The organism is Microtetraspora malaysiensis (assembly GCF_050947145.1).
Lineage (GTDB): Bacteria > Actinomycetota > Actinomycetes > Streptosporangiales > Streptosporangiaceae > Microtetraspora_A > Microtetraspora_A malaysiensis.
Genome location: NZ_CP191998.1, coordinates 6,764,160 through 6,784,107 on the forward strand (window position 1 = coordinate 6,764,160; position 19,948 = coordinate 6,784,107).

The window sequence follows — 19,948 nt, forward strand, 5'->3', positions numbered from 1 at the left end:
GCAGCGTCCGCGAACGCTCAGGTGAGCAGCAGGGCCAGCGCGAGTGCGACCAGCAGGGAGTCAAGCCGATCCAGCAGCCCGCCGGCCCCCGCCAGCCAGGACGCGGAGTCCTTGACGCCGGCTCCCCGCTTGACCATCGACTCCAGCAGGTCGCCCAAGGGGGCGCCGAGCACCACAGCGACCGTCAAAGGAACGGTGAACGCGTCCAAAACGGCCAGCGCGCCCAGACCGGCGGCGGCCCCGGCCAGAACGCCGCCCCAGCGCTTGGCCGGCGACAAAGGTGACAGAGGTGGCCCACCCAGCAGACGACCGCCGAAAGAGGCGGCGATGTCGGTGAGCGAAACCGCGACGAACACTGGCAGAGCAGCCGGGCCGAGCAGGACCACCCCGACCAAGGGCGCGAACCAGACAACCCCCAGCACGGCCAGCGACAATCTGCGCAGCCCACCAACCGCATCACCAGTCAGCAGCGGGACCAGCGCGACCGCCACAACAGCCGCGATCAGCACGCGGGGCAGTTGCGACGGGACCCACCAGGCAGCGGCAGGCAGGACGGCCACGACGACGGTGAGCATCACACGGTCGGGCCGGGGAAGAGACGTCAGTCGGCCGTACTCGATGGCACATACGATGCCTGCGGCCGAGGCGAGGGCAGCGGCCCCGGCCGGTCCCGCGTACAACGCGGCGACGACCACGGGCACAGCCACCGCCCAGGCGCACCACCGCAGCATGAAGTCCCGCCGCCCGGACAGTGTGACGGCAATCCCGCCAACCGCGAGTGCACCGGCGACATAAGGGATCGCATCACCGAGAGAGGTCATGTCGCGGTCTGCAGGTCGTGCAGCGCCGCGCCGACGGTCGCGGCGATGCGGGCGTTGGCCACGGCCTCGCGCACCGCGATCCGTACTGTCCTCCCTTCGAAAGCGGGCGACATCGGCGACAGGTCACGCAGGAACACTCCTTGCTGCCGGCATGCCCGCACCAGGCTCGCCGCGCCGGGACCGTGCTTGGGCAGCGTCAGCAGGACGGAGTTGGCCACCGATTCCTGGACATGCAGGTCCTCGTTGATCGCGGCGAGCGCCCTGGCGAGGGCAGCGCGCAGGATCCGGGTCTGCGCCCAGCGCTCGTCGTAGTAGCCCGGATCACGCAACGCGTGCACCGCGGCGATCTGGGCGGGCAGGCTCACCCCCCAGGGTGGAGTCCAGCGGCGTAGCTCGGCGGCGATCTCCGATTGCCCGGCCAGGTAGGCCACGCGCAGACCTGACAGGGCATACATCTTGGACAGCGACTTGCACACCACGGCGTTACTGGCGGCCACAGCGTACGGCTCCAGCGATTGGCCGGGCCCGGCATACCCGACGTAGGCCTCATCGATCCAAAACCGGGTCTGCGCCGGCGCGTCCGCCAGGACCTGTCGCAACTCGCCCGCGTCGACGTGCACTCCCGTCGGATTGTTGGGATTGACGACGACCACCAGGTCGTAGCGCTCGCGCAGAGCGTCCCGGAAGCGGTCCAGGTCCATCCGCCAGCCCTCCTCGCGGCACACCGGGAACCGGTCAACGCGACAGCCGATCAAGCGCTCGACGACATGGGCGTACTCGCCGTAAGTGGGCTCGACCAGGAGTACTCGGGCCGATGAGTCCAGCCAGCCGCGAAATGCGCGGAAGATCAGGTCCGATGAACCGGCGCCGACCGCGATGGCCTCTACCGGAAGGTTTCGGGCGGTTGCGATCTCTTCGATGAGCCCCTCGGCTTCGGCAGGCGGAGAAGTGCGCGTGATCCAGTCCTGATGCTCGTTCAGCGCCTCGACGACCCCGGGAGCGGGCGAGAACCAGGCGTCGAGTACGTCGGCGGGCACGACGTCGCTGTGCGCTCCCAGGGTGCGGAACCTGCGGCCCAGCGCTCCAATCGAGGCACCGCCGTGCTCACAGGCGTCCGCGTCCGGCAGGAACGGTACGTCCAGCTTCCAGCGCACTCGCGACTCGAGGCGGCGCAGCAACCGGCCGTAGTTCCGTACCGCCCGCTCGGCGAGGTCGGCTACGCGACCGGTCAACACCTCGAACGTGACGGCGCCCGAGCGCACCGACGTTCCCGTGGTCGACATTCCCGCAGCCAGATACATCGCGAGGATCTCGGAACGGCCCAACGCCACGACGGTGCGGCCGCCATGCGCGCGGATCCAGCGCAACGCAGCGTGCATCAGCAGCGCTGCGGTCGATGTGCCCCTCCAGTGGGGGGCCACCGTAAGGACGCGGATCTCGAACAGGCCGTCCTCGTCCAGCGCCGGGTGCTCCTCCCGGCGGAGGTACTTGTCGATCGCATAGCGCCCTGTCCAAGGAGGCGTGACGCTGATGAACCCCATAGGTTGAGTCCCGTGGGCCGCCACGAGGTAGACGTTCGTCTCGTCCAGCACGTCGGTGAGCCGCCCGGCATCGTTGGGAAGGTGCTGGCCGAGTTCGTGTGCGTACACCTCGTGCCGCAGCCGGTAGATCCATTCCCTGTCGGCCTGCGACGCCAGACGCAGTTCCGGCATGGCCACACCCACGGTGCTCTCCCATACAGCCGACTTTCTTCCGTTATGGGCGCCCAAGCCTAGACGATCTCTCAGATGGGTTGCGCGACTTCCGGAGGGTCGTGCAGCCGGACCGGCGGTAGACCTGCCCGGGATGCGATCAGGTGGAACTGGTCACTGTCGTGCTGCGGATGCAGCAGCCGCCCGAGTTCGGATCCATTCCAACGTGGCCGTCCGCCACGCCCTGGACAAGCTCATCACCAAACATGGCTGGACCACCCGCAACCAACCCCGCTGACCACGGGCAGCGACGGCGCTGCCGATACCGTCCAAGGTGATGATCTCGACCGACACTGTCCAGGAGATCCCTGCACGAGCGAACCCGGCGGCGGCTGACGATCGTGTTGCTGCTCAACCTCGCGCTCATCACCTGCCTGGTCATCGTCGGGCTCACCGCGCACACCCTCGGCGTCCTGGCCTCTCAACGACTTTCAGCTGGATCGGCGCGTATCTCCGTCTCCAGGAAGTTCGAGATCTCGTTCGCGACGACGTCGGGCATCTCGAGACCACACAGATGTCCAAGCTCGCTCAGCAGGACCGCACGGCTTCCAGGGATGCGCCGAACGTCGTCAAGCTGGTTGGCTTGATCTACGACGACGTCCTTTCCGCCGAGTATGTAGCAGGTCGGTATGCGTATCTCAGACAGCTCGTCGGCCTGGCTTGTCAGCGCACCGCCGACCAGCCAGCCGTGCCACATCTGTTCGGTGACGGTCAGCATGCTTCTCGTCAGACTCGAGGTCTTCGACGGGTCCAAGGAGATTGCTGCCACTGCTTGCGTGAGTGCCTCGACATTGCCGTACGCGGCATCGAAGCCGGCGATCACCTCGTCGCGCTCCCTGGCGACCGCACTCGGACATGGCCGCCACGATCGCCGGCCGTGCCCGGAGCTGACGGCGGGCCGGCATCTCAGGTCACCAGGCCTCTGCGGTAGGCGTAGACCACCGCCTGCACGCGGTCACGCAGGTCAAGCTTGGTGAGGATGCGGGACACGTACGTCTTGACGGTCTCCTGGCTGATCACCAGCGTCGCGGCGATCTCGCTGTTGGACCGGCCGTCTGCGATGAGGCGCAGCACCTCCAGCTCGCGCGGGGTCAGCGCGGTCTCGTCCGGCGTGGCCTGGGCGGGGCGGATCCGGGCCGCGTACCTGCCGACCAGCTGCCGCGTCACCTCGGGTGCCAGCAGCGCGGCGCCCGCCGCGACGGTGCGGATGCCGTGCAGAAGCTGCGCCGGTGGGGCATCCTTGAGCAGGAACCCGCTCGCCCCCGCACGCAGCGCCTCGTACACGTACTCATCCAGGTTGAACGTCGTCACCACGAGCACCTTGATCGGACTCTCGACCCCGGCGCCGGCCAGCAGGCGGGTGGCCTCGATGCCGTCGAGCACCGGCATCCGCACGTCCATCACCACGATGTCGGGGCTCAGCCGGCGGGCCAGATCGACCGCGGCGCGACCGTCACCGCACTCGCCCACCACCTCCAAGTCGGACTGCGCGTCGATGATCGTCGCGAAGCCGGTGCGGATCAGCGCCTGGTCGTCGCAGACCAGGACCCGGATCGGCGCGGTCACGATGGGCTGCCCGCGGGGATGCGGGCCCGCACCACGAAGCCGCCGCCCGCCTGCCGGTCGGCGCTGAACTCGCCGCCCAGGGCGTCCACCCGCTCGCGGAGCCCGGCCAGGCCCCGCCCGCTCCCGCCGGGAGAGGCGGCCCTGGAGCCGGGGCCGTCGGTGCTGACCTCCACGCTGATCTCCTTCTCCCCGTAGCGCACCAGGACCACGGTCGGGCTGCCGTGGGCGTATTTGAGGGCGTTCGTCAGGGCCTCCTGGACGACCCTATAGGTCACGAACTCGGCGCTACCGGCCGATTCCGCCGGACTGCCCTCCTCGGTGAACTCCACCGGCTGCCCGGCCTGGCGGGTCTGCTCCACGAGGGTATGGAGCTCGCCGGCGGAGGGCATGCTGACGTCGACGTCGTGGTCGGGGTTGAGTAGGTCGAGCATGTGCCGCAGGTCGGCGATCGCCCGTCGGCCGGTGTCGGTGACGGCGCTCAAGGTCGCGTCGAGGTGGTCGGGGGCGGTGGTCAGGTAGCGTGCGGCTTCGGCCTGCACGACCATCGCCGTCACGTGGTGCGTCACGACGTCGTGGAGTTCGCGGGCGATCCGGGTGCGTTCGGCGGCGCGGGTGGCCTCGGCGACGTGGCGGCGGCGTTCCGCCTCGGCGGCGCGGGTGGAGCGCAGCCAGGCCCCGATGCCCCACGCGAGGGTCAGGGCCAGGTAGAACGTCACGTATCCCTCCGGCCCCTCGGTTGAGCCGGACCGGTCGAGCGCGAGCGCCAGCGGCACGTACGCCGCGGAGAGGAGAACCACGGTGACGCGCCGGTGACGTTCCAGATGGGCGCCTGCGCTGATGAGCGCGATAGGCAGTGCGGTGCCCGCCACCGTGTGGTAAGCGCGGAGCTGGTCGAGGGCGAAGCCGAGCGACACCAGGACGAGACTGACGGCCGGCCACCGCCGGCGCACGGCGAGCGGGAGGCACTCGAGGGCGAGCACCAGGGCGGCCAGCGCGTCGAAGGGTCGGGGCGACAGGTCGCCGAGTTGCGTCCCGTTGCCGTGCAACGCTGGCAGGAGTGACGCGATGACCAGCAGCAGCGCGAACGGCAGATCCCGGACCACGACGTCGCACCGCCGCCACAGGTCCGTGACCCGCCGTAGATCGATCACTGGGCGAGCGTAGCGGTCGCGCCGCGCCGGAGCGGGACCACGTTGCCGCGCCGGCGGGCCAGCCACATGAACACGACCGTCAGCAGCAGGCCGAACACCACCGCGTACGGGCTCGCCTCCGGCCCGAACTCGCCGCCCGTGAGCACCGCGGGGCCCGACGTCACGCCGTGCAGCAGCCCCTGCGTCGCGCCGTTGCCCGAGACCTCGGTGCCGAAGATGCCGGCCGCCGCGAAGTTCCAGCCGAAGTGCACGCCGATCGGCACCCACAGGGTACGGGTGGCGGCGTAGGCGGCGGCGAGCATACCGCCCGCCTCGATCGCGATGGCGATCGCGCCCCACAGGTCGGCATGCGGGTTGAACAGGTGCGACAGGCCGAACAACAGGCCGGTCAGCGCCAGCGCCGTCCACGTCCCCATGCGTTCCTCGACGATCCTGAACAGGATGCCGCGAAAGAGCAGTTCCTCCGTCACCGCGGCGGCGGCCATGAAGCCGAGCAGCCCGACCGCGCCCGTCAGCGAGCCCAGGCCGTCGATCCGGTAGCCGCCCACGAGAGCGATGTTCACGATGACGGCCGCGAACAACGCGACACCGATCAGCGCCCATCGTGCGATGGCGCGGGCGGCGCCTTGCGCCGCCACCTCCACCGGTGCGCGGCGCTCGGACCACCGCACCACGCGGGCGTACACGAGCACCGCGAGCACGGCCGTCGCGACGCCGAGGAGCAGGGTGAGGAGCGAGTTCCCCTGCACCGCGCCCACGATCGCGCTGCCGGCGAAGGCGACCAGCGCGACAGGCACGAGCTGTTTCAACAACCGCATGACGACTCCCTTACGTGGGGACTCCGCGACGGGGCACCGCCGCTACGCCGAGAAACGCTAGGGATTCGGCGGTCTGGAATCGTCCCCGTGCGGTGGACACTCGCGGGTAGCTCGCACGGGGGACACGCACATGCGATTCGTCGTACGACGCCGCTGCGTTCGACGTCGCCGCGGATGGCGTACATCTCCGGCGGCATCCGTATCGCACGACAGAGCGGGGCGATCGCGTCCCTCTCCCACAAGCCGCACTTGTCCCCCGCACGAGCTACGGGCAATGTCCACCGTGGGGGACGATCCCGGACCACCCGCTCCCTAGCGTTACGGCGCAGCCACGGACGGCTTCGATCCGCCACCTAACCGAGGGACTTCTGGGGCTACTGGGTGAGCATGGAGCACCATGAAGTCCACCACGACACCCTCAAGATGTTCGGGGTGGACCTCGCCGCTTACATCTACAAGGCCCATCCTCCCCAGGGATGCCGAGAGGCGGGCTGTCAGTAGCGTCCGTGGGGAGAGCCCTGTGACCAGAGGGCGTGACGGGCCGGGACGGCTGCGGAACTCCCTCATCTCCATGCCTTCATCCGCGGCCTTGACCAGGACCGCGATGCCGTCCGGGCGGCCGTCACCTTGCCGTTCCACAACGGCGGCACCGAAGGCGTGAACACCAAGACCAAGCGGATCATGCGCCAGATGCACGGCCGGACCGCCTTCGCGCTGCTCCGCCACCGCATCCTCTTGGCCTAACTCTCGGTCACCACCGATCCGCATGCCCGACTCGGGTTCCGGTTCCCGAGCGACTTCGAGGCGTCCGGCTAGCGTCCGGGGGCGATTCGTTCTTGGACGCCCCCCTTTGAGTCGGCGGCGAGCGGGACGCGCGCTCGCGCAAGCGCCCCAGAAGCGTAGATTTCTTGCGGCTGCGATCTCTTCGATGAGCCCCTGGGCTTCAGCAGGCGGAGAGGTGCGCGTGGTCCAGTCCTGATGCTCGTTCAGCGCCTTGACGACCCCGGGGGGCGGGCGAGAACCAGGCATCGAGTACGTCGGCGGGCACGACGTCCCGTGCGCCCGCAGGGTGTGGAACCCGCGGCCCAGCGCTCCGATCGAGGCGCCGTCGTGTTCACAGGCGTCCGCGTCCGGCAGGAACGGTACGTCCAGCTTCCAGCGCACTCGCGACTCAAGGGAGCGCGCCTTCCGGAGGGTCGTGCAGCCGGAAACGGGCAGATGACCCACGCCGCGAGGCCTGACCCACCAGGTTGACAGCTGAACTCGCCCTTGGCCCGTCAACCCCGGAGGAACCCCACCGTCGGCCCCTGGAACCGACGCCCACCCTGCGCGACAGCCGGGCAAACAGACTGCCCAGCAGCTTGACAACATGATCGAACTCAGCCGAAGACCGGCTTCTTGCTCGGGAGGCCACCTCGCGCCTCACCGACGACTGATCAAGGTTGGCGGCACCGATCCGGCATCACCCGGGCCCGGCGGCACCGACCCGACATCATGAAGAAAGTTTTCGCTAACTGTTGTCAATATGAAGAAACTTATTGACATCGCGATCTCCGCTTCGCAGGCTGTCTGCACCGGATCCCCAGCCGAGGAGCGTTCGTGCGACGATCGTCCCCCCTCCGCCTGGCGGCCGCGGCCATTGTGGCCGTCGGCAGCCTCTCCCTCCCCCAATCCGCCTCGGCGGCGCAGACCGCCCCAGACGAACGGCAGGCCGCCTTCGCCGAGGCCGCCAAGGCCTACAACGTGCCCGAGAGCGTCCTGCTCGGCGTGTCCTACCTGGAGTCACGCTGGGACGCCAACGCGGGCCTGCCGAGCAACTCCGCGGGCTACGGCCCGATGCACCTCACCGACGCCTCCGCGCTGACGACGGAGAACCACCACGTCGACGGTGTCGAGGACCCCCGCGGCGACGACAGCCGCCCCCTTTCGGCCCCCGAGGAGACCCCGGCACCCGCCGAGATCCCCATGTCGCTCAAGACCCTGGAGAAGGCGGCCGAGCTCACCGGCGCGAGCCGCGATGAGCTGCGCGCCGACCCGGCCACGAACATCCGCGGCGGCGCGGCCCTGCTGGCCGACTACCAGAAGCAGCTCGGCGCGCCACTCAGCGACGACCCGGGCCAGTGGTACGGCGCGGTGGCCCGCTACTCGGGCGCCACCGAGGCCGACGCCGCGAAGTTCTTCGCCGACGAGGTCTACGCCACGATCGAGACCGGCGCCGAGCGGGTCACCGACGACGGCCATAAGGTCGCGCTGAAGGCGGCGCCCGGTCTGCGGAAGATGGACAGCTGGCTGGACAAGCTCGGCCTGCGCCGGCCCGTCCGCGACGGCGTCGAGTGCCCGCCCACGATCTCGTGCGAGTGGATCCCCGCGCCCTACCAGGCCCTGCCGAACGGGAGCTACGGCAACCACGACCTGTCGAACCGGCCGGTCAACCAGCAGATCGAGTACATCGTCATCCACGACATGGAGGGCTACTTCGGCCCCTCCGTGAACCTGGTGCAGGACCCCGCGCGACCCGCGAGCTGGCACTACTCGCTGCGCTCCGTCGACGGGCACATCGCCCAGCACGTCAAGACCAAGGACGTCGCCTGGCAGGCGGGCAACTGGTACGTCAACGCCAAGTCGATCGGCCTGGAGCACGAAGGCTTCCTGCGCACCGGCGGCGCCTGGTACACCGAGGCGATGTACCGTACCTCGGCCAAGCTGGTGCGCTACCTGGCCAAGCGCTACGGCGTCCCGCTCGACCGGGCGCACATCATCGGTCACGACAACGTGCCCGGCACGATCGCGTCCACCGTCCGGCAGATGCACGAGGACCCGGGCCCCTTCTGGGACTGGGCACACTACTTCCAGCTTCTCGGCCACCCGCTGCATGGCACCGGCGGCCCGACCACCGAGTCGGTGATGATCCTTCCCGACTACGACAAGAACCAGCCGTACTACTACGGCTGCGACAAGGACAACCCCGAGGCCGCCTGCCTGCCGCACGGCTCGGCGTCGATCTGGCTGCGCACCGAGCCGCGTGAGGACGCCCCGCTGGTCAAGGACATCGGCAAGCACCCGACCGGCGACTCGCTCTACAGCGTCTACGACCACAGCGCCCGCGCCGTCACCGGCCAGCGCTACGCCGTGGCCGACCGCCAGGGCGACTGGACGGCGATCTGGTACCTCGGCCAGAAGGCGTGGTTCCAGAACCCCGCCTCCCAGCCCACCGCGGTGCCCTCCAAGGGCCTGGTGGTGACGCCCAAGCCGGGCCTGGCGAGCGTCCCGGTGTACGGCAGGGCGTATCCGGAGGCGGAGGCCTACCCGGCGGGCGTGCCCTACCAGGCGATCTCCCCGCTGCAGTACACCTTCCCCGCGGGTCAGCGCTACACCGTCGGCCTGACCGCGGTGGGTGAGTACTACCAGGCGGTGACGCTGGACCCGTCCCAGCACACGGTGGTCCGCGGAAACCTGAAGTACTACCAGATCCAGTTCGGCCACCGCGTGATGTTCGTCAAGGCCGACGACGTCGTGGTGTCCGCCACCTGACGGCCACCCGCCGGATCCGCGGTCTCCGCCACCTGACGGAGCGCCGGAGAACCATCCAGGGAGCCGGGGCATCCGCCCCGGCTCCCCCTTGTCCGATGTCCCGTCTCATGACAGGAGTCGCCGCTGCCGTCGAACCCGCCATGGGTCCAGTACGCTGCGGCGGATTCGAGCTCGGACGTGACTTCGAGTTCATTTCGCTCCGAACACGGCCGGGAAAGGTCGGGTTTCGATCCTGAGACCAGGATGCGAGTCCGCTCGCATCATCGCCGAGTGCACCCGACTTCGGCCTGGTTCATGTAAGGATCCGGTGCATGTGGTAGATCACTCGATCGCCGATCATCAGGGCAGACCACAAGACGACGAAGAGAAGTCCACAACCGAACACCCCACAGGGCTCCTCTGCCCGGTTGCGGCATTCCGGCGGTCACGGGCGTTCCAGATGCGCCGAATCCGACAAATAGGCGAAATCCCGGCAGTTGAGGCTCGCAATTCGGCAACCAGCGGACGCACAATCTGCTGGTTGCCACGACTCCTCCATCCGAAAACTCTGCTGGTCCAGGGACGCAGCGACGCGAACCAGACGCGCACAGCGGGCCGATGAGTGTCCAGGCCGGCACGCAGGTACTACCGAGGCGGCCCGCCTCTCTGGAGCGAGGGGGGCGGGCGCTGGAGATCGTCCCGAACTGTGACTTCGACGACCTCTACCCCACCTAGCTGAGGGCCTTTTCCAGCTGCGCCTTGGTCATCTTCGACCGCCCCAGATGTTGCAACGCTTGGCCTCGGCGTACAACTGGTCGCGCGTGCGCCCCTTCGCACCGGAGTGCGACCGCAGCCCGCCGCGTCGACCGGAAGAGATGTCGTTGATCGAGGTACGGCTGGCGGTCTTGGATTCCCCGGCCCGGGCGCGCTCTTTGTTCACCGTGCGAGCCGCGATCTCCTCGGCGAGGTCCTCGCTGCGGCCGCGCTCGCGCAGGCTTTCCTTGATGTGCTCGTACTGGCGTTCCCGCTTCGGGCTCGAACCCCGAGGCATGTCTCTTGTCCCTTCGCGCGTCTCCTTCGCGAGGGCTCCGGGCCGGAGCCCTCGCGAATGCCCCTGCCCCCGACGCGACGGTTGTCACCAGCGAGTCACCCAGCACGTTTGAGCATCCACTCCCGCTGTCCAGCCGACATGCTGAAGCGCTACGCCGACGGCTTCCAGGTCGATCTCTGTCGCTGCCTGGGTCACAGTACTAATCAGGTGCGTTCCTCCTTGATCAGGAGTTACACCAGTGACCGGGCTCTGACACGAATGCGGTGCTGATGGAATGTGAGAGCTGGCGGGGTGATCTTGATGTGCGTCGGAGATCTTGAAGACGCTGTTCCCGCCGATCAGTCTCTCCGTGCCACTCCGGCGGCAGGTCCGTCAGCAGCCGGGCCACTGAGCTTCCTGCGGGCTGTGGTCGATGTCGATGCTGGATACGAGCCCGCGCATGACCTTCCTCCTATGCGGTCCTGCGGGCGAAGCCGACTGCATCAAAGGTCGCTGGAAGTACCCCGCCCGTTGTCCGAGCGGTTCCCGTTGGCGGCATTACGGCAGCGTTCATACCTCGCCCGTCCCTCACCGTGACTCCAGGAGTGCCTACCGGTCCAGCGAGGTAGCGGCACTGAAGAGCAGCGAGCGAAGCGATCGTCCGCCCGAGCCGGGCGGCCTCGCCGGGATCACCGACGCCCTCGCGGCAGGTCTTCGCGGTACTCAGGAGCGGGACTCCTTGAGCGGTTGATCGATGCCCGCGTCAGCGGGGCCGAGGGATCGATCGAAAGTTCGAGTGAACAGGCGGGCGCCCCGGCGGCGTGCAGCAGGCCGCCCACGGCGGCGATCATCGCGCCATTGTCGGTGCACAGCCTGGGCGGTGGGACGCGCAACGTGATCCCGGCCGCGGCGCAGCGCTCGGCGGCCAACTCGCGCAGCCGATGATTGGCGGCGACCCCGCCGACCATGACGAGGGTGTCGATCCCATGCTCACGACAGGCGGCCACCGCCTTGCCGGTCAGCACGTCGACCACGGCCTCTTGGAAGGAGGCGGCCACGTCCGCCACCGAGACCAGACCGGTTTCGACATGTCGGGCTACCGCCGCCTTCAATCCGGAGAAGGAGAAATCGTGACTGCGCGGCATCGCCCGAGGAAATGCGATCGCGTGCGGGTCGCCGTCGAGCGCGGCCCGGCCCACCGACGGCCCTCCCGGATAGGCCAGACCGAGCAGTCTGGCCACCTTGTCGAACGCCTCACCCGCGGCGTCGTCACGGGTGTCGCCGAGATGGGTGATGGAGTCACGAGCGAGGTCATCCACACGCAGCAGGGACGTGTGACCCCCCGAAACGATCAGTGCGACACAGCGCTCGGGGAGCGGGCCGTGTTCCAGGGTGTCGGCGGCCACATGGCCGGCCAGATGATGCACGCCGTACAGCGGAACATCCCAGGCCAGCGCGAACGCCTTGGCCGCCGCGACTCCGGTCTCCAGCGCGGTCGCCAGGCCGGGTCCGGCGGTGACGGCCACCGCGTCCACGTCCGAGGGGGCCAGGCCCGCGACGGCGAACGCCTCGTTCACGCACGGCATGAGTGCCTCCAGGTGGGCCCGGGCGGCGATCTCGGGCACGACCCCGCCGTACCGGGCATGCTCGGCCATGCTGGAGGCCAGCGCGTCTCCGGCCAGTCGGCCGTCCACGACGATGCCCACGCCCGTCTCGTCGCAGGAGGTCTCGATCCCTAGAACGACCGCCACACCGCCACGTCCTCTTATTGCATATGATTGGCAACTAAAATCCTATGGCGATTGAGCGGGAACTGGTCCGGTGGCCGCCCTGTCGCGTCACCGCGCCGTGCTGCTTCCCGCAGACCGCGAACCAGGGAGGCGACGCGGAACGTGGACATTCGCAGCCGGGGCACCGTCCGGCCGATCCGCCATGTAGGGGACCCCGTGCTCCACCGCCCATGTGCGCCGGTCACCCGGTACGACGAGGAGCTGGGCGAACTGGTGGAGGACATGTTCGCCAGCATGTACGCCGCCGAAGGGGTCGGGCTGGCGGCCAACCAGATCGGCGTCAGCCTGAGCCTCTTCGTCTACGACTGCCCAGACCAGAGCGATAAGTTCTGCAAGGGCGTCGTGGTGAACCCGGTGCTGATCATGCCCAGGGTTGGAGAGCGCCATATCGACGCTCATGACGAGGGCTGCCTGTCCGTGCCGGGGCAGCGAGCCACGCTCGGCCGCCCGGACCGCGCCACAGTGCACGGTTTCGACACCACCGGAAACCCGGTCACGGTCGAGGGCACCGGCCTGCTGGCCCGCTGCCTCCAGCACGAGACCGACCACCTGGAAGGCCGCCTCTATATCGACCGCCTGCCAGCGAAGCAGCGCAAACGGCTGCTGGAGGGCTACCGGGGAGCGACACGGTCCCCAGCAGCTGGATGACCCGTATGTCGTATCCAGACGCGACCGCCTGTCGCTTCGCGGGATGGACCGTCCACACCGGGCCGGATGCGGTGTCACGCACCGCCACACCACCGTCGGCGAGCGCGATCCGCAGCGCGTCCGCGACCTCGTACATGCCCCGCTCGCGCAGCCGACCGCGTAAGGCGAGCAACGGCTCCACCAGCGGGGCCAGCCGCTGCCGGGGCTCGCTGAAGTCGGCCGGGCCGCCCAGCCGTACGACCAGACGGCGTACCGTCGCGCGGGCCTGGTCGACCCCGCCCTCGTCCTCCTCCGTGTCGGCGGACCACATGGCGATCGCCTCTTCCAGATCGAGTACCGCCCGCGTCACGCCACGGCGATCGCCTGCGCCGACGGCGGCCTCGAAGCGCTGCTCGCATTCCTTGATGAGCGCGCCGAGCGTCACCAGTTCAGGGGCGGTATTCGCCCTCTCTTTCACGATGCCGATCGGCATGCTCCCGCCCTCGACCAGCCCCCGAAACTTAGCAAGGGCAAGCGAAGTCCGCGTGGGAAGGACGGTCTGCGAACCGCGCCTTCGGATCGTCAGCCCTCCGCGGCCCGCCACCTCGACGGTGCGAGCGACCAGGTCGAGCCCTTCTTCCCAGTACGGCTCGGCTCCCACCTTGTAGATCTCGTACACACGCCATGCCCGCCGTGCAGGCGGCGTCCGAGGCCAGGACCGTGACGCCGTCGCGGGCGCGTACGCGGGCCCGGAGCTCGCCGGCCACGCTCGACGCCTGCCAGCGGCGCAGAGCGTACGTGGGGCTTCCCGGCCCCGAGAAGACCCAGCCTGCCTGCGCCTTCTGAGGCGCGGCAACTCGTGCTTACCTGTGAAGTGCTCCGAGAATCTGCCGGCACATGTCGGCACAGCGGCGCGTGACTTCCGCGCACATCTGGCAGTGCGCGTGGTGGGCCGCGTGCTGGCTGCACAAGGCGTAGCTGCGTTCGCAGGCCAGCAGGCAGGCTTCAAGCTGCGCGCTGATCAGGCTGATGTCGGGACCGCTGCCCCGGGTCAATACGCGGCGCGTCGTCCCCACGACGTCAGCGCAGTCCAGGTCCCGGCTGATCGCCGGTGCCATGTCGAGCGCGTCCTGTTCACCCAGCATGCCCATGGCGCAGGCGGTCACCACTTCCTCGCATTCCTGGAGGGTGTCCACGGCGTTGGCGAGGACGTCACTGCTCAGTCCGGCCCTGGCGGTCATCGTGTCGAACAGTTCGCGAGTGTGAGGCATGGTCGCTCCTCGTCGAGGCGTCGTCCGCCTTCCACGCTAGTCCCGGTTTCGATGCATAAGGGCGATCGGGATGGTCCCGGTACACGCTCTTGATTCGGGATTGCGGTCACATTACGAGCCAATGCCCGAGTCGGGATGCGTGATGCCGGACGCCAACCGACGCGCCCAGCGGGTGCCATAGTGGTTGAGCAGCCTGTTCGTCTCATACGGATGCATATGCACGGTCTCCCTCAAAAGGGAGGGAACATGCTCTCCGTCTTACTCGCCGAAACACAAGCCGACAACGGGGCCATCACGTGGCCGCTGCCCTCGGCCGAAACGCTTGCGGCCGTGCTGCTGGTCGCCCTCGCGACGGTCACGGGTGCCTGGCTGGCCCGGCGTGGTTCCGGTCGATCCACTCTGCTGCTCGCCGCCGCTTCGGGCGTCCTGCTCATCATCGCCGCCCTGGATCTCCTGCCCGACGCCTGGGCCGAGGCGCACGAGGCTGGTGTGCCGCTGTGGGCGGTGCCGGTGACCACGCTGATCTCCTACTGCGTGATGGGCGCCGTAGTCCGCCTCGGCTGTCCTTGTGAGCCAAGCCGCACCGGTGGCATCGGCGCGGCGTGCGGTCTCGCGCTGCACCGCTTCCTGGAGGGGGCGACCCTGGCCTTGACCGCCTCGATCGTCGTGGTCGCTGCTCTGTTCGTCCACGCGGCCGGCGAGGGCCTGGCACTCGCCGCGTTGCTGGGAGCGCAACCGCAGCGACGCATAGCCCCGTGGATCGGGCTGGCCTGTCTGAGTCCGGTCATGGGCGCCTTCGTCACGACCGCGCTGCCCATCCCGGCAGTCCTCATGCCATTACTGCTGGCCTTCGTCGCCGGTGTGCTCGCCCGGAGCTCCTGGGTCGCCATCAAGGTCGCCCACCAGCGATCGCCCTACGACAGGCGATTGCTCAGATCCCCGGTGCCCCTGGCCATGGCTTTCGCCGCGCTCCTCACCGCGCTCGTCGTCCTCATCGGCTCCGCCACCCACTGAATGCAGGGCCCCTGCATGGTCGGCCGAGTAACCAATGGGCCCCTTCGCCCTCCGGCCCACCAGTCGAAACGTGGACGCCCAGATTCGTGTATCGCCTGGGTCCGTCTTCTCACCGCGCCACCCTGCTGAAAAGATGGCGATCGTGTCCCCCGAGGATCCGGCCCTGCGACTGGCACGAGCCGCCGCTTTCGCGGCGGTGTGCGTGCTCGTCTCCGCGGCCGGGCACATCTTCGCGGGAGGCGGTCCGGTCGCGCCTGGGGCGCTCCTGGTGGGCACGTTCGGATCAGTGGTCCTGGCCTACGCGCTCAACGGACGCGAGCGCGGTCCCGAGGTCGTCCTGACGGCGACAGTGGGCGCGCAACTCTTCCTCCATGAACTTTTCGCCAGCACCACACCGGCTCCGATACCCCATCACGAGGACGGCCACGGCCACCTCGGCACGGGCATGGTGCTCGCCCATCTCGTGGTGGCGGTGCTGACCGGTTGGTGGCTGTACCGGGGCGAGAGCGCGGTTTGGCTCATGCTTCGCCTGTGGGGCGCGCCAACCTTTCCCGTGCTACGCCTGCTGCTAACCGTTCCGGAGGAGACCCTCCGTCCTGTGTGGCAGGCCGTTCCGGCCTCCGATCCTGAGCCGTACGGCCGCCGCGAGATCGCGGTATCGATCCATCGGCGCGGACCTCCCATGGCACATCCCGCCGGCTGAGGAACCAGGAAGACCAGGAATTCCGACGCCGGTGTGCCCGGTGTCCAGGCGCTCCGCATCGCCGCGGCGGCGCCGTTTCCGACTGTGCCCGGCATGGTCCGGGGCTTCCTCCTGCCTGGAGTTCACGATGGCATCCTTGCCGCGATTCATCCGCAGCACCGTGGTGGCGGTGTTGGGCTGCGGACTGTTCCTCACTCTCACCGCTCCCGCCGCGTTCGCCCACGACAGCCTCAAACACAGCTCACCCGCCAAGGACGCCCAGGTCTCCGGCGTCAAGGAGATCGAGCTGGAGTACAGCGCCCAGGTCCGGTATCCCGTCGTCGCCCTGCGCGACGCGGCGGGGCAGGTGATGGAACTCGGCGCTCCCCGCCTCGACGGCTCCAGAGTAGTTATTGACGTCACTCAGCCGCTGACGCCCGGCGGGTACGTGATCGCCTGGCGCGTGGTCTCCTCCGACGGCCACCCGATCGAGGGTGAGATCCCCTTCACCGTGACGGCCCCGGAAGCCACAGCCTCCGGCTCGCCGGACCCGACCGGCACGCCACTGGTCTCTCCGTCGGTTTCTCCGTCCGCCGCGTCGGAACCGCTCGTTCAGGTGTCCGCGACCGGCACCGCTTCCGCGGACGTTGAGAAGCCCGCCGAGGGCGTATCGGGATGGCTGTGGGCCGGACTCGTCGCTCTGGCCGTGATCGGAGGATTTGTTTTGCTGAGAGGCGGTCGCAGGAGCCGTAGCAACAACAGGGAGTGATTCCCTCAGCCATGTCCGCCGGATTGATGTTACAGCTTCCTCCTCTGCGAGGAATGCGACGCCACCTGGACGCCTGAACAGCAACCCGAGCGCGGCACCTTTCGCGATCTCAGCAACCGACTGAACGAAGCCTTCGGGACCACCGGTCAGAACATCAATTGGTGGGCGCGAATAGAAGAACCGCCAGAGCAAACCTGATCCAGGGCGCGCCTCTCCTCTCCCTGCGGACGAGCAACACCCTAGCGAGAATGCGGTCCGCTCCGTCCCCTGCCTCTCCATGCATACCCCGGCAACTTCCGTTCCATTGACCCGGGTGAATTCCGATCCTCCTATTCAAAAATACGCGAGGAAGAACGTTCGGCCTGCTGAACCGGCAGGCCGAAAGGACCGCCCGCACGGGGTAGCCGTCTGGGTACTCGGCCGCTCCCGGCGGCCCCAGGACGGACCCCGGGAGCGGCCGCACCGGCGCTGGCGCCCACCCCCCTTCCTACTTCCGGTGCAGCGCACGACGCGGTACACGGGGCGGGACAGGGCGCGGAGCAGAGGCAGAACACGGGGTGGGGCACGGAATTCACGCGAAGTCAAACAACAGGATCAGAAATTGACAGAGCGCTTGGCGGCATGCCCACGGGAGCGCACCGAACCGCAGGCCCGCTCACATCTTCAAGAATTGACAGAACACTTGGCGGCATGCCCTCGGAGGCGCCGGAAAATCGCCGACCGTTACCGGCCGTCCGGGAATTGACATACGCCCGATGGTTGCCTACGGTCCGCTCGTCAGCTTTTCCAGACCGCATCCGAAAGTATTCATGACTACATCCACGTTGCCGAAGTCCAGGCAGCAGTTGATTCTTGCCGTTCTCATGGTGTGTTCACTGCTGATCTGGCTGGACAACACCGTCCTGAGTACCACCCTGGAGACCCTCGCGGACCCGGTCCGTGGGCTGAACGCCGGCCCGGCCGAGCTGCGGCTCGTCGCCGTGCCTGCGCTGATCGTCGCGGCGCTGACCATGGGCGCGTACGGGCTTTTCGGACTGGGCACGCCCCTCGTCTGGATCGAGGTTGTGCTGCTGGTCCAGGGCCTGTCCATCAGGATGGTGCTCGGCCCGGTGACCGCGGCGCTGATCAGCACGCTGCCGCTGGAGCGGGCCGGTGCCGGGTCGGCCGTGCGCCAGACCGGCAGTGTGATCGGTATCGCCGTCGGAGGCCCGATCATGTCGATCGTGTACCGACGCGCGATCGAGCCCGCGTGGGACGGCGGTCCGACCGCGGACGAGACGGCCCCCGGGGCTGGGGCCGAGGACCTGACCGCCCGCGAGGGCGACGACGTGGGCACCCGCTGACGCCATGGGAACCAGGCAGAAACTCCCCGAGGCGCGGTCGGACAGTCAGGCCACGTACCTGCCCGACCGGCACATGTTCGCCCTGTGGACCTGGGCCGACGGCGCCGTGGGGGCGGCCCCGGCGGTCGGTCACGTCCAGACCGTCCCCCTGGTCGTCCCGACGCCGGACCTCGGCACGCTCAAGGTGTCCGACGTCGACTGCGTGCTGATCGAGCCGGACCGGCTCGTGGCCGTGTCCCTCGACTCGCCCGGCCGGTCGGTGGACGTATGGCGGTCGTGGATCGCGGGCGGCGAGTCGGCTCTGCCGATCGCCGCGCACGCGGTCCCCGACGCCACGGGTATCGCCGTCACGACGGCGGAACACGCGAGCGGCGTCTTCCGCCGCACCACCGCGGTGGGGGCCGAGATGCGCACGGCGCTCACCGCCAAGCTGCGCCCGTATCAGGTGCGCGGGGTGAGCTGGCTGCGCGAGACCATCGAGACGCACAGCGGAGCGGTGCTGGCCGACGAGATGGGACTCGGCAAGACCCTGCAGACCATCGGCTGTGTCGCCGGGCGGGCCGAGAAGGGGCCGCAACTGGTGGTCTGTCCCACGTCGTTGGTGGGGAACTGGGCACACGAGATCGCGCGGTTCGCACCTGGCCTGCGGGCGACGATCTGGCGCGGCGGGCCGCTGCCCGCGGTGGACAGCGGCACGGTGGTGCTCACCGGCTACCCCACGCTGCGCACGCACAGCCCGGCCGTGGCGGGGATCCAGTGGAGCACCGCGGTCTTCGACGAGGCGCAGGTCCTGAAGAACCCCCGTACGCAGGTGTCGAAGGCCGCGCGCACCATCGCGGCCGACGCGCGGATCGCCCTGACCGGGACGCCCGTCGAGAATCACCTCGACGAGCTGTGGGCCCTGCTCAATCTGGTCGCACCGCACCTGTTCGGGAACCGGACGCAGTTCCGCCGTCGTTTCGTGCGGCCGATCGCGGACGGCTCCCTGGCCGCTTCCGCCCGGCTGCGCGGGGCCATCGAGCCGGTCGTGCTGATGCGGAAGAAGTCCCAGGTCGCGGGGTCGCTCCCGCCCAAGATCCATGCCGATCTCATCTGCGACCTCACCGAGGAGCAGGAGAGGCTGTACGACCGGCTGCTGGAGCAGGTCATCGACGACGGCTTCGGCAGTGGCGCCCAACGGCAGACCAAGGTGCTCGCAGCCCTGACCTCGCTCAAGCAGGTCTGCAACCATCCGGGCCTGATCACGGACGACCTCGGTGAGCTGTCGGGCAGGTCGGGAAAGCTCGACCTGTGCACCGACATCGTGGCCAACAACCTGGAGAACGACTCTCCGACCCTCGTCTTCACCCAGTACCGGCAGACCGGTGAGCTGCTGGTCCGGCACTTCGCCGAACAGTTCGGGGTGAGTACGCCGTTCTTCCACGGCGGCCTGAACCAGGAGCAACGGGCCGACATCGTCCGCCGGTTCCAGTCCGACGACGGTCCGAAGGTGCTCGTCCTCAGCCTGAAGGCCGGGGGCACCGGGCTCACGCTCACGCGCGCCGCCGACGTCATCCACTTCGACCGGTGGTGGAACCCGGCCGTGGAGGCCCAGGCATCCGACCGGGTCCACCGGATCGGTCAGACCCGCACGGTCACCATCACCACCCTGACCACCGGGACCACCGTCGAGGAGCACATCGCGGCCATGCACAACCGCAAGTCCGCGCTGTCGGACATCGCCGACATGTCCAGCGTCGCCGAGCTGACCCGCCTGGACGACGACCGTCTCATCGAGGTCCTGCGCCGGAAGCGAGTCAACTGAC

At 68.8% G+C, this 19,948-nt stretch carries 17 protein-coding genes and 1 pseudogene; 9 read left to right on the forward strand and 9 right to left on the reverse strand.

Features of this window, described 5'->3' with window-relative positions:
* Positions 1–17 precede the first annotated feature (17 nt).
* The 6 genes from ACQP1V_RS31860 to ACQP1V_RS31885 all read right to left on the reverse strand — a co-directional run bounded on the left by ACQP1V_RS31860 (position 18) and on the right by ACQP1V_RS31885 (position 6,107).
* The gene (locus ACQP1V_RS31860; RefSeq protein ID WP_433413682.1) at positions 18–821 is read right to left on the reverse strand and encodes a phosphatidate cytidylyltransferase; all 804 of its coding nucleotides are present in this window, start codon (positions 819–821) and stop codon (positions 18–20) included.
* Positions 818–2,533 (reverse strand): aminotransferase class I/II-fold pyridoxal phosphate-dependent enzyme, encoded by a 1,716-nt coding sequence (locus tag ACQP1V_RS31865; RefSeq protein WP_433413683.1) that lies wholly within the window; start codon positions 2,531–2,533, stop codon positions 818–820. Before ACQP1V_RS31865 ends, ACQP1V_RS31860 begins: the two co-directional genes overlap by 4 nt.
* A gap of 460 nt (positions 2,534–2,993) precedes the next feature.
* On the reverse strand, positions 2,994–3,395 hold the full coding sequence (locus ACQP1V_RS31870) for an alpha/beta fold hydrolase (RefSeq protein WP_433413685.1): 402 nt from the start codon (positions 3,393–3,395) through the stop codon (positions 2,994–2,996).
* Positions 3,396–3,478: 83 nt separating this feature from the next.
* Positions 3,479–4,138 carry a response regulator gene (locus tag ACQP1V_RS31875; RefSeq protein ID WP_433413688.1) on the reverse strand — a complete coding sequence of 220 codons (660 nt, stop codon included), beginning with the start codon at positions 4,136–4,138 and terminating at the stop codon, positions 3,479–3,481.
* Positions 4,135–5,289, reverse strand: a complete 1,155-nt coding sequence (locus ACQP1V_RS31880; protein WP_433413690.1) for a sensor histidine kinase — start codon at positions 5,287–5,289, stop codon at positions 4,135–4,137. Before ACQP1V_RS31880 ends, ACQP1V_RS31875 begins: the two co-directional genes overlap by 4 nt.
* The gene (locus tag ACQP1V_RS31885) at positions 5,286–6,107 is read right to left on the reverse strand and encodes a lysostaphin resistance A-like protein (protein WP_433413692.1); all 822 of its coding nucleotides are present in this window, start codon (positions 6,105–6,107) and stop codon (positions 5,286–5,288) included. The genes ACQP1V_RS31880 and ACQP1V_RS31885 overlap by 4 nt, the downstream gene beginning before the upstream one ends.
* 549 nt (positions 6,108–6,656) lie before the next feature.
* On the opposite strand from ACQP1V_RS31885, the pseudogene ACQP1V_RS31890 reads away from it, so the two are divergent.
* Positions 6,657–6,851 (forward strand): annotated as a pseudogene (locus ACQP1V_RS31890) (transposase); the annotation flags it as partial.
* Between the two features lie 855 nt (positions 6,852–7,706).
* Positions 7,707–9,638 carry an N-acetylmuramoyl-L-alanine amidase gene (locus ACQP1V_RS31895; RefSeq protein ID WP_433413694.1) on the forward strand — a complete coding sequence of 644 codons (1,932 nt, stop codon included), beginning with the start codon at positions 7,707–7,709 and terminating at the stop codon, positions 9,636–9,638.
* Between the two features lie 742 nt (positions 9,639–10,380).
* On the opposite strand, the gene ACQP1V_RS31900 is transcribed toward ACQP1V_RS31895, so the two are convergent.
* On the reverse strand, positions 10,381–10,668 hold the full coding sequence (locus ACQP1V_RS31900) for a hypothetical protein (RefSeq protein ID WP_433413697.1): 288 nt from the start codon (positions 10,666–10,668) through the stop codon (positions 10,381–10,383).
* A gap of 668 nt (positions 10,669–11,336) precedes the next feature.
* Positions 11,337–12,398, reverse strand: a complete 1,062-nt coding sequence (gene tsaD, locus ACQP1V_RS31905) for a tRNA (adenosine(37)-N6)-threonylcarbamoyltransferase complex transferase subunit TsaD (RefSeq protein WP_433413699.1) — start codon at positions 12,396–12,398, stop codon at positions 11,337–11,339.
* A 141-nt stretch (positions 12,399–12,539) separates the two neighbouring features.
* Between tsaD and def the strand changes: the two genes are divergently transcribed.
* Positions 12,540–13,085 (forward strand): peptide deformylase, encoded by a 546-nt coding sequence (gene def, locus ACQP1V_RS31910; protein WP_433413701.1) that lies wholly within the window; start codon positions 12,540–12,542, stop codon positions 13,083–13,085.
* Positions 13,086–13,748: 663 nt separating this feature from the next.
* Positions 13,749–13,910 (forward strand): hypothetical protein, encoded by a 162-nt coding sequence (locus tag ACQP1V_RS31915; RefSeq protein WP_433413703.1) that lies wholly within the window; start codon positions 13,749–13,751, stop codon positions 13,908–13,910.
* 17 nt (positions 13,911–13,927) lie between these two features.
* On the opposite strand, the gene ACQP1V_RS31920 is transcribed toward ACQP1V_RS31915, so the two are convergent.
* Positions 13,928–14,335: a four-helix bundle copper-binding protein gene (locus ACQP1V_RS31920; RefSeq protein ID WP_433413705.1), complete on the reverse strand. Its 408-nt coding sequence runs from the start codon at positions 14,333–14,335 to the stop codon at positions 13,928–13,930.
* Positions 14,336–14,581: 246 nt separating this feature from the next.
* Between ACQP1V_RS31920 and ACQP1V_RS31925 the strand changes: the two genes are divergently transcribed.
* The 5 genes from ACQP1V_RS31925 to ACQP1V_RS31945 all read left to right on the forward strand — a co-directional run bounded on the left by ACQP1V_RS31925 (position 14,582) and on the right by ACQP1V_RS31945 (position 19,947).
* A complete protein-coding gene (locus tag ACQP1V_RS31925) occupies positions 14,582–15,349 on the forward strand; it encodes a hypothetical protein (RefSeq protein ID WP_387410006.1) in 768 nt (255 codons plus the stop codon).
* Between the two features lie 133 nt (positions 15,350–15,482).
* Complete coding sequence (locus ACQP1V_RS31930; RefSeq protein WP_433413707.1) at positions 15,483–16,052, forward strand: MFS transporter; 570 nt, start codon at positions 15,483–15,485, stop codon at positions 16,050–16,052.
* 136 nt (positions 16,053–16,188) lie between these two features.
* Positions 16,189–16,800 carry a copper resistance CopC family protein gene (locus tag ACQP1V_RS31935; protein WP_433413709.1) on the forward strand — a complete coding sequence of 204 codons (612 nt, stop codon included), beginning with the start codon at positions 16,189–16,191 and terminating at the stop codon, positions 16,798–16,800.
* 809 nt (positions 16,801–17,609) lie between these two features.
* On the forward strand, positions 17,610–18,143 hold the full coding sequence (locus ACQP1V_RS31940; protein ID WP_433413711.1) for a hypothetical protein: 534 nt from the start codon (positions 17,610–17,612) through the stop codon (positions 18,141–18,143).
* A gap of 4 nt (positions 18,144–18,147) precedes the next feature.
* A complete protein-coding gene (locus ACQP1V_RS31945) occupies positions 18,148–19,947 on the forward strand; it encodes a DEAD/DEAH box helicase (RefSeq protein WP_433413712.1) in 1,800 nt (599 codons plus the stop codon).
* Position 19,948 lies beyond the last annotated feature (1 nt).

What these genes read in the sequence shown, in the direction of transcription:
- ACQP1V_RS31945 (WP_433413712.1), top strand. Translation starts at nt 18,148, where the DNA reads ATGGGAACCAGGCAGAAACTCCCCGAGGCGCGGTCGGACAGTCAGGCC.
- ACQP1V_RS31865 (WP_433413683.1), bottom strand. Translation starts at nt 2,533, where the DNA reads ATGCCGGAACTGCGTCTGGCGTCGCAGGCCGACAGGGAATGGATCTAC.
- ACQP1V_RS31885 (WP_433413692.1), bottom strand. Translation starts at nt 6,107, where the DNA reads ATGCGGTTGTTGAAACAGCTCGTGCCTGTCGCGCTGGTCGCCTTCGCC.
- ACQP1V_RS31860 (WP_433413682.1), bottom strand. Translation starts at nt 821, where the DNA reads ATGACCTCTCTCGGTGATGCGATCCCTTATGTCGCCGGTGCACTCGCG.
- ACQP1V_RS31920 (WP_433413705.1), bottom strand. Translation starts at nt 14,335, where the DNA reads ATGCCTCACACTCGCGAACTGTTCGACACGATGACCGCCAGGGCCGGA.
- ACQP1V_RS31940 (WP_433413711.1), top strand. Translation starts at nt 17,610, where the DNA reads ATGACTACATCCACGTTGCCGAAGTCCAGGCAGCAGTTGATTCTTGCC.
- ACQP1V_RS31930 (WP_433413707.1), top strand. Translation starts at nt 15,483, where the DNA reads ATGGCGATCGTGTCCCCCGAGGATCCGGCCCTGCGACTGGCACGAGCC.
- ACQP1V_RS31925 (WP_387410006.1), top strand. Translation starts at nt 14,582, where the DNA reads ATGCTCTCCGTCTTACTCGCCGAAACACAAGCCGACAACGGGGCCATC.
- ACQP1V_RS31915 (WP_433413703.1), top strand. Translation starts at nt 13,749, where the DNA reads ATGCCCGCCGTGCAGGCGGCGTCCGAGGCCAGGACCGTGACGCCGTCG.
- ACQP1V_RS31900 (WP_433413697.1), bottom strand. Translation starts at nt 10,668, where the DNA reads ATGCCTCGGGGTTCGAGCCCGAAGCGGGAACGCCAGTACGAGCACATC.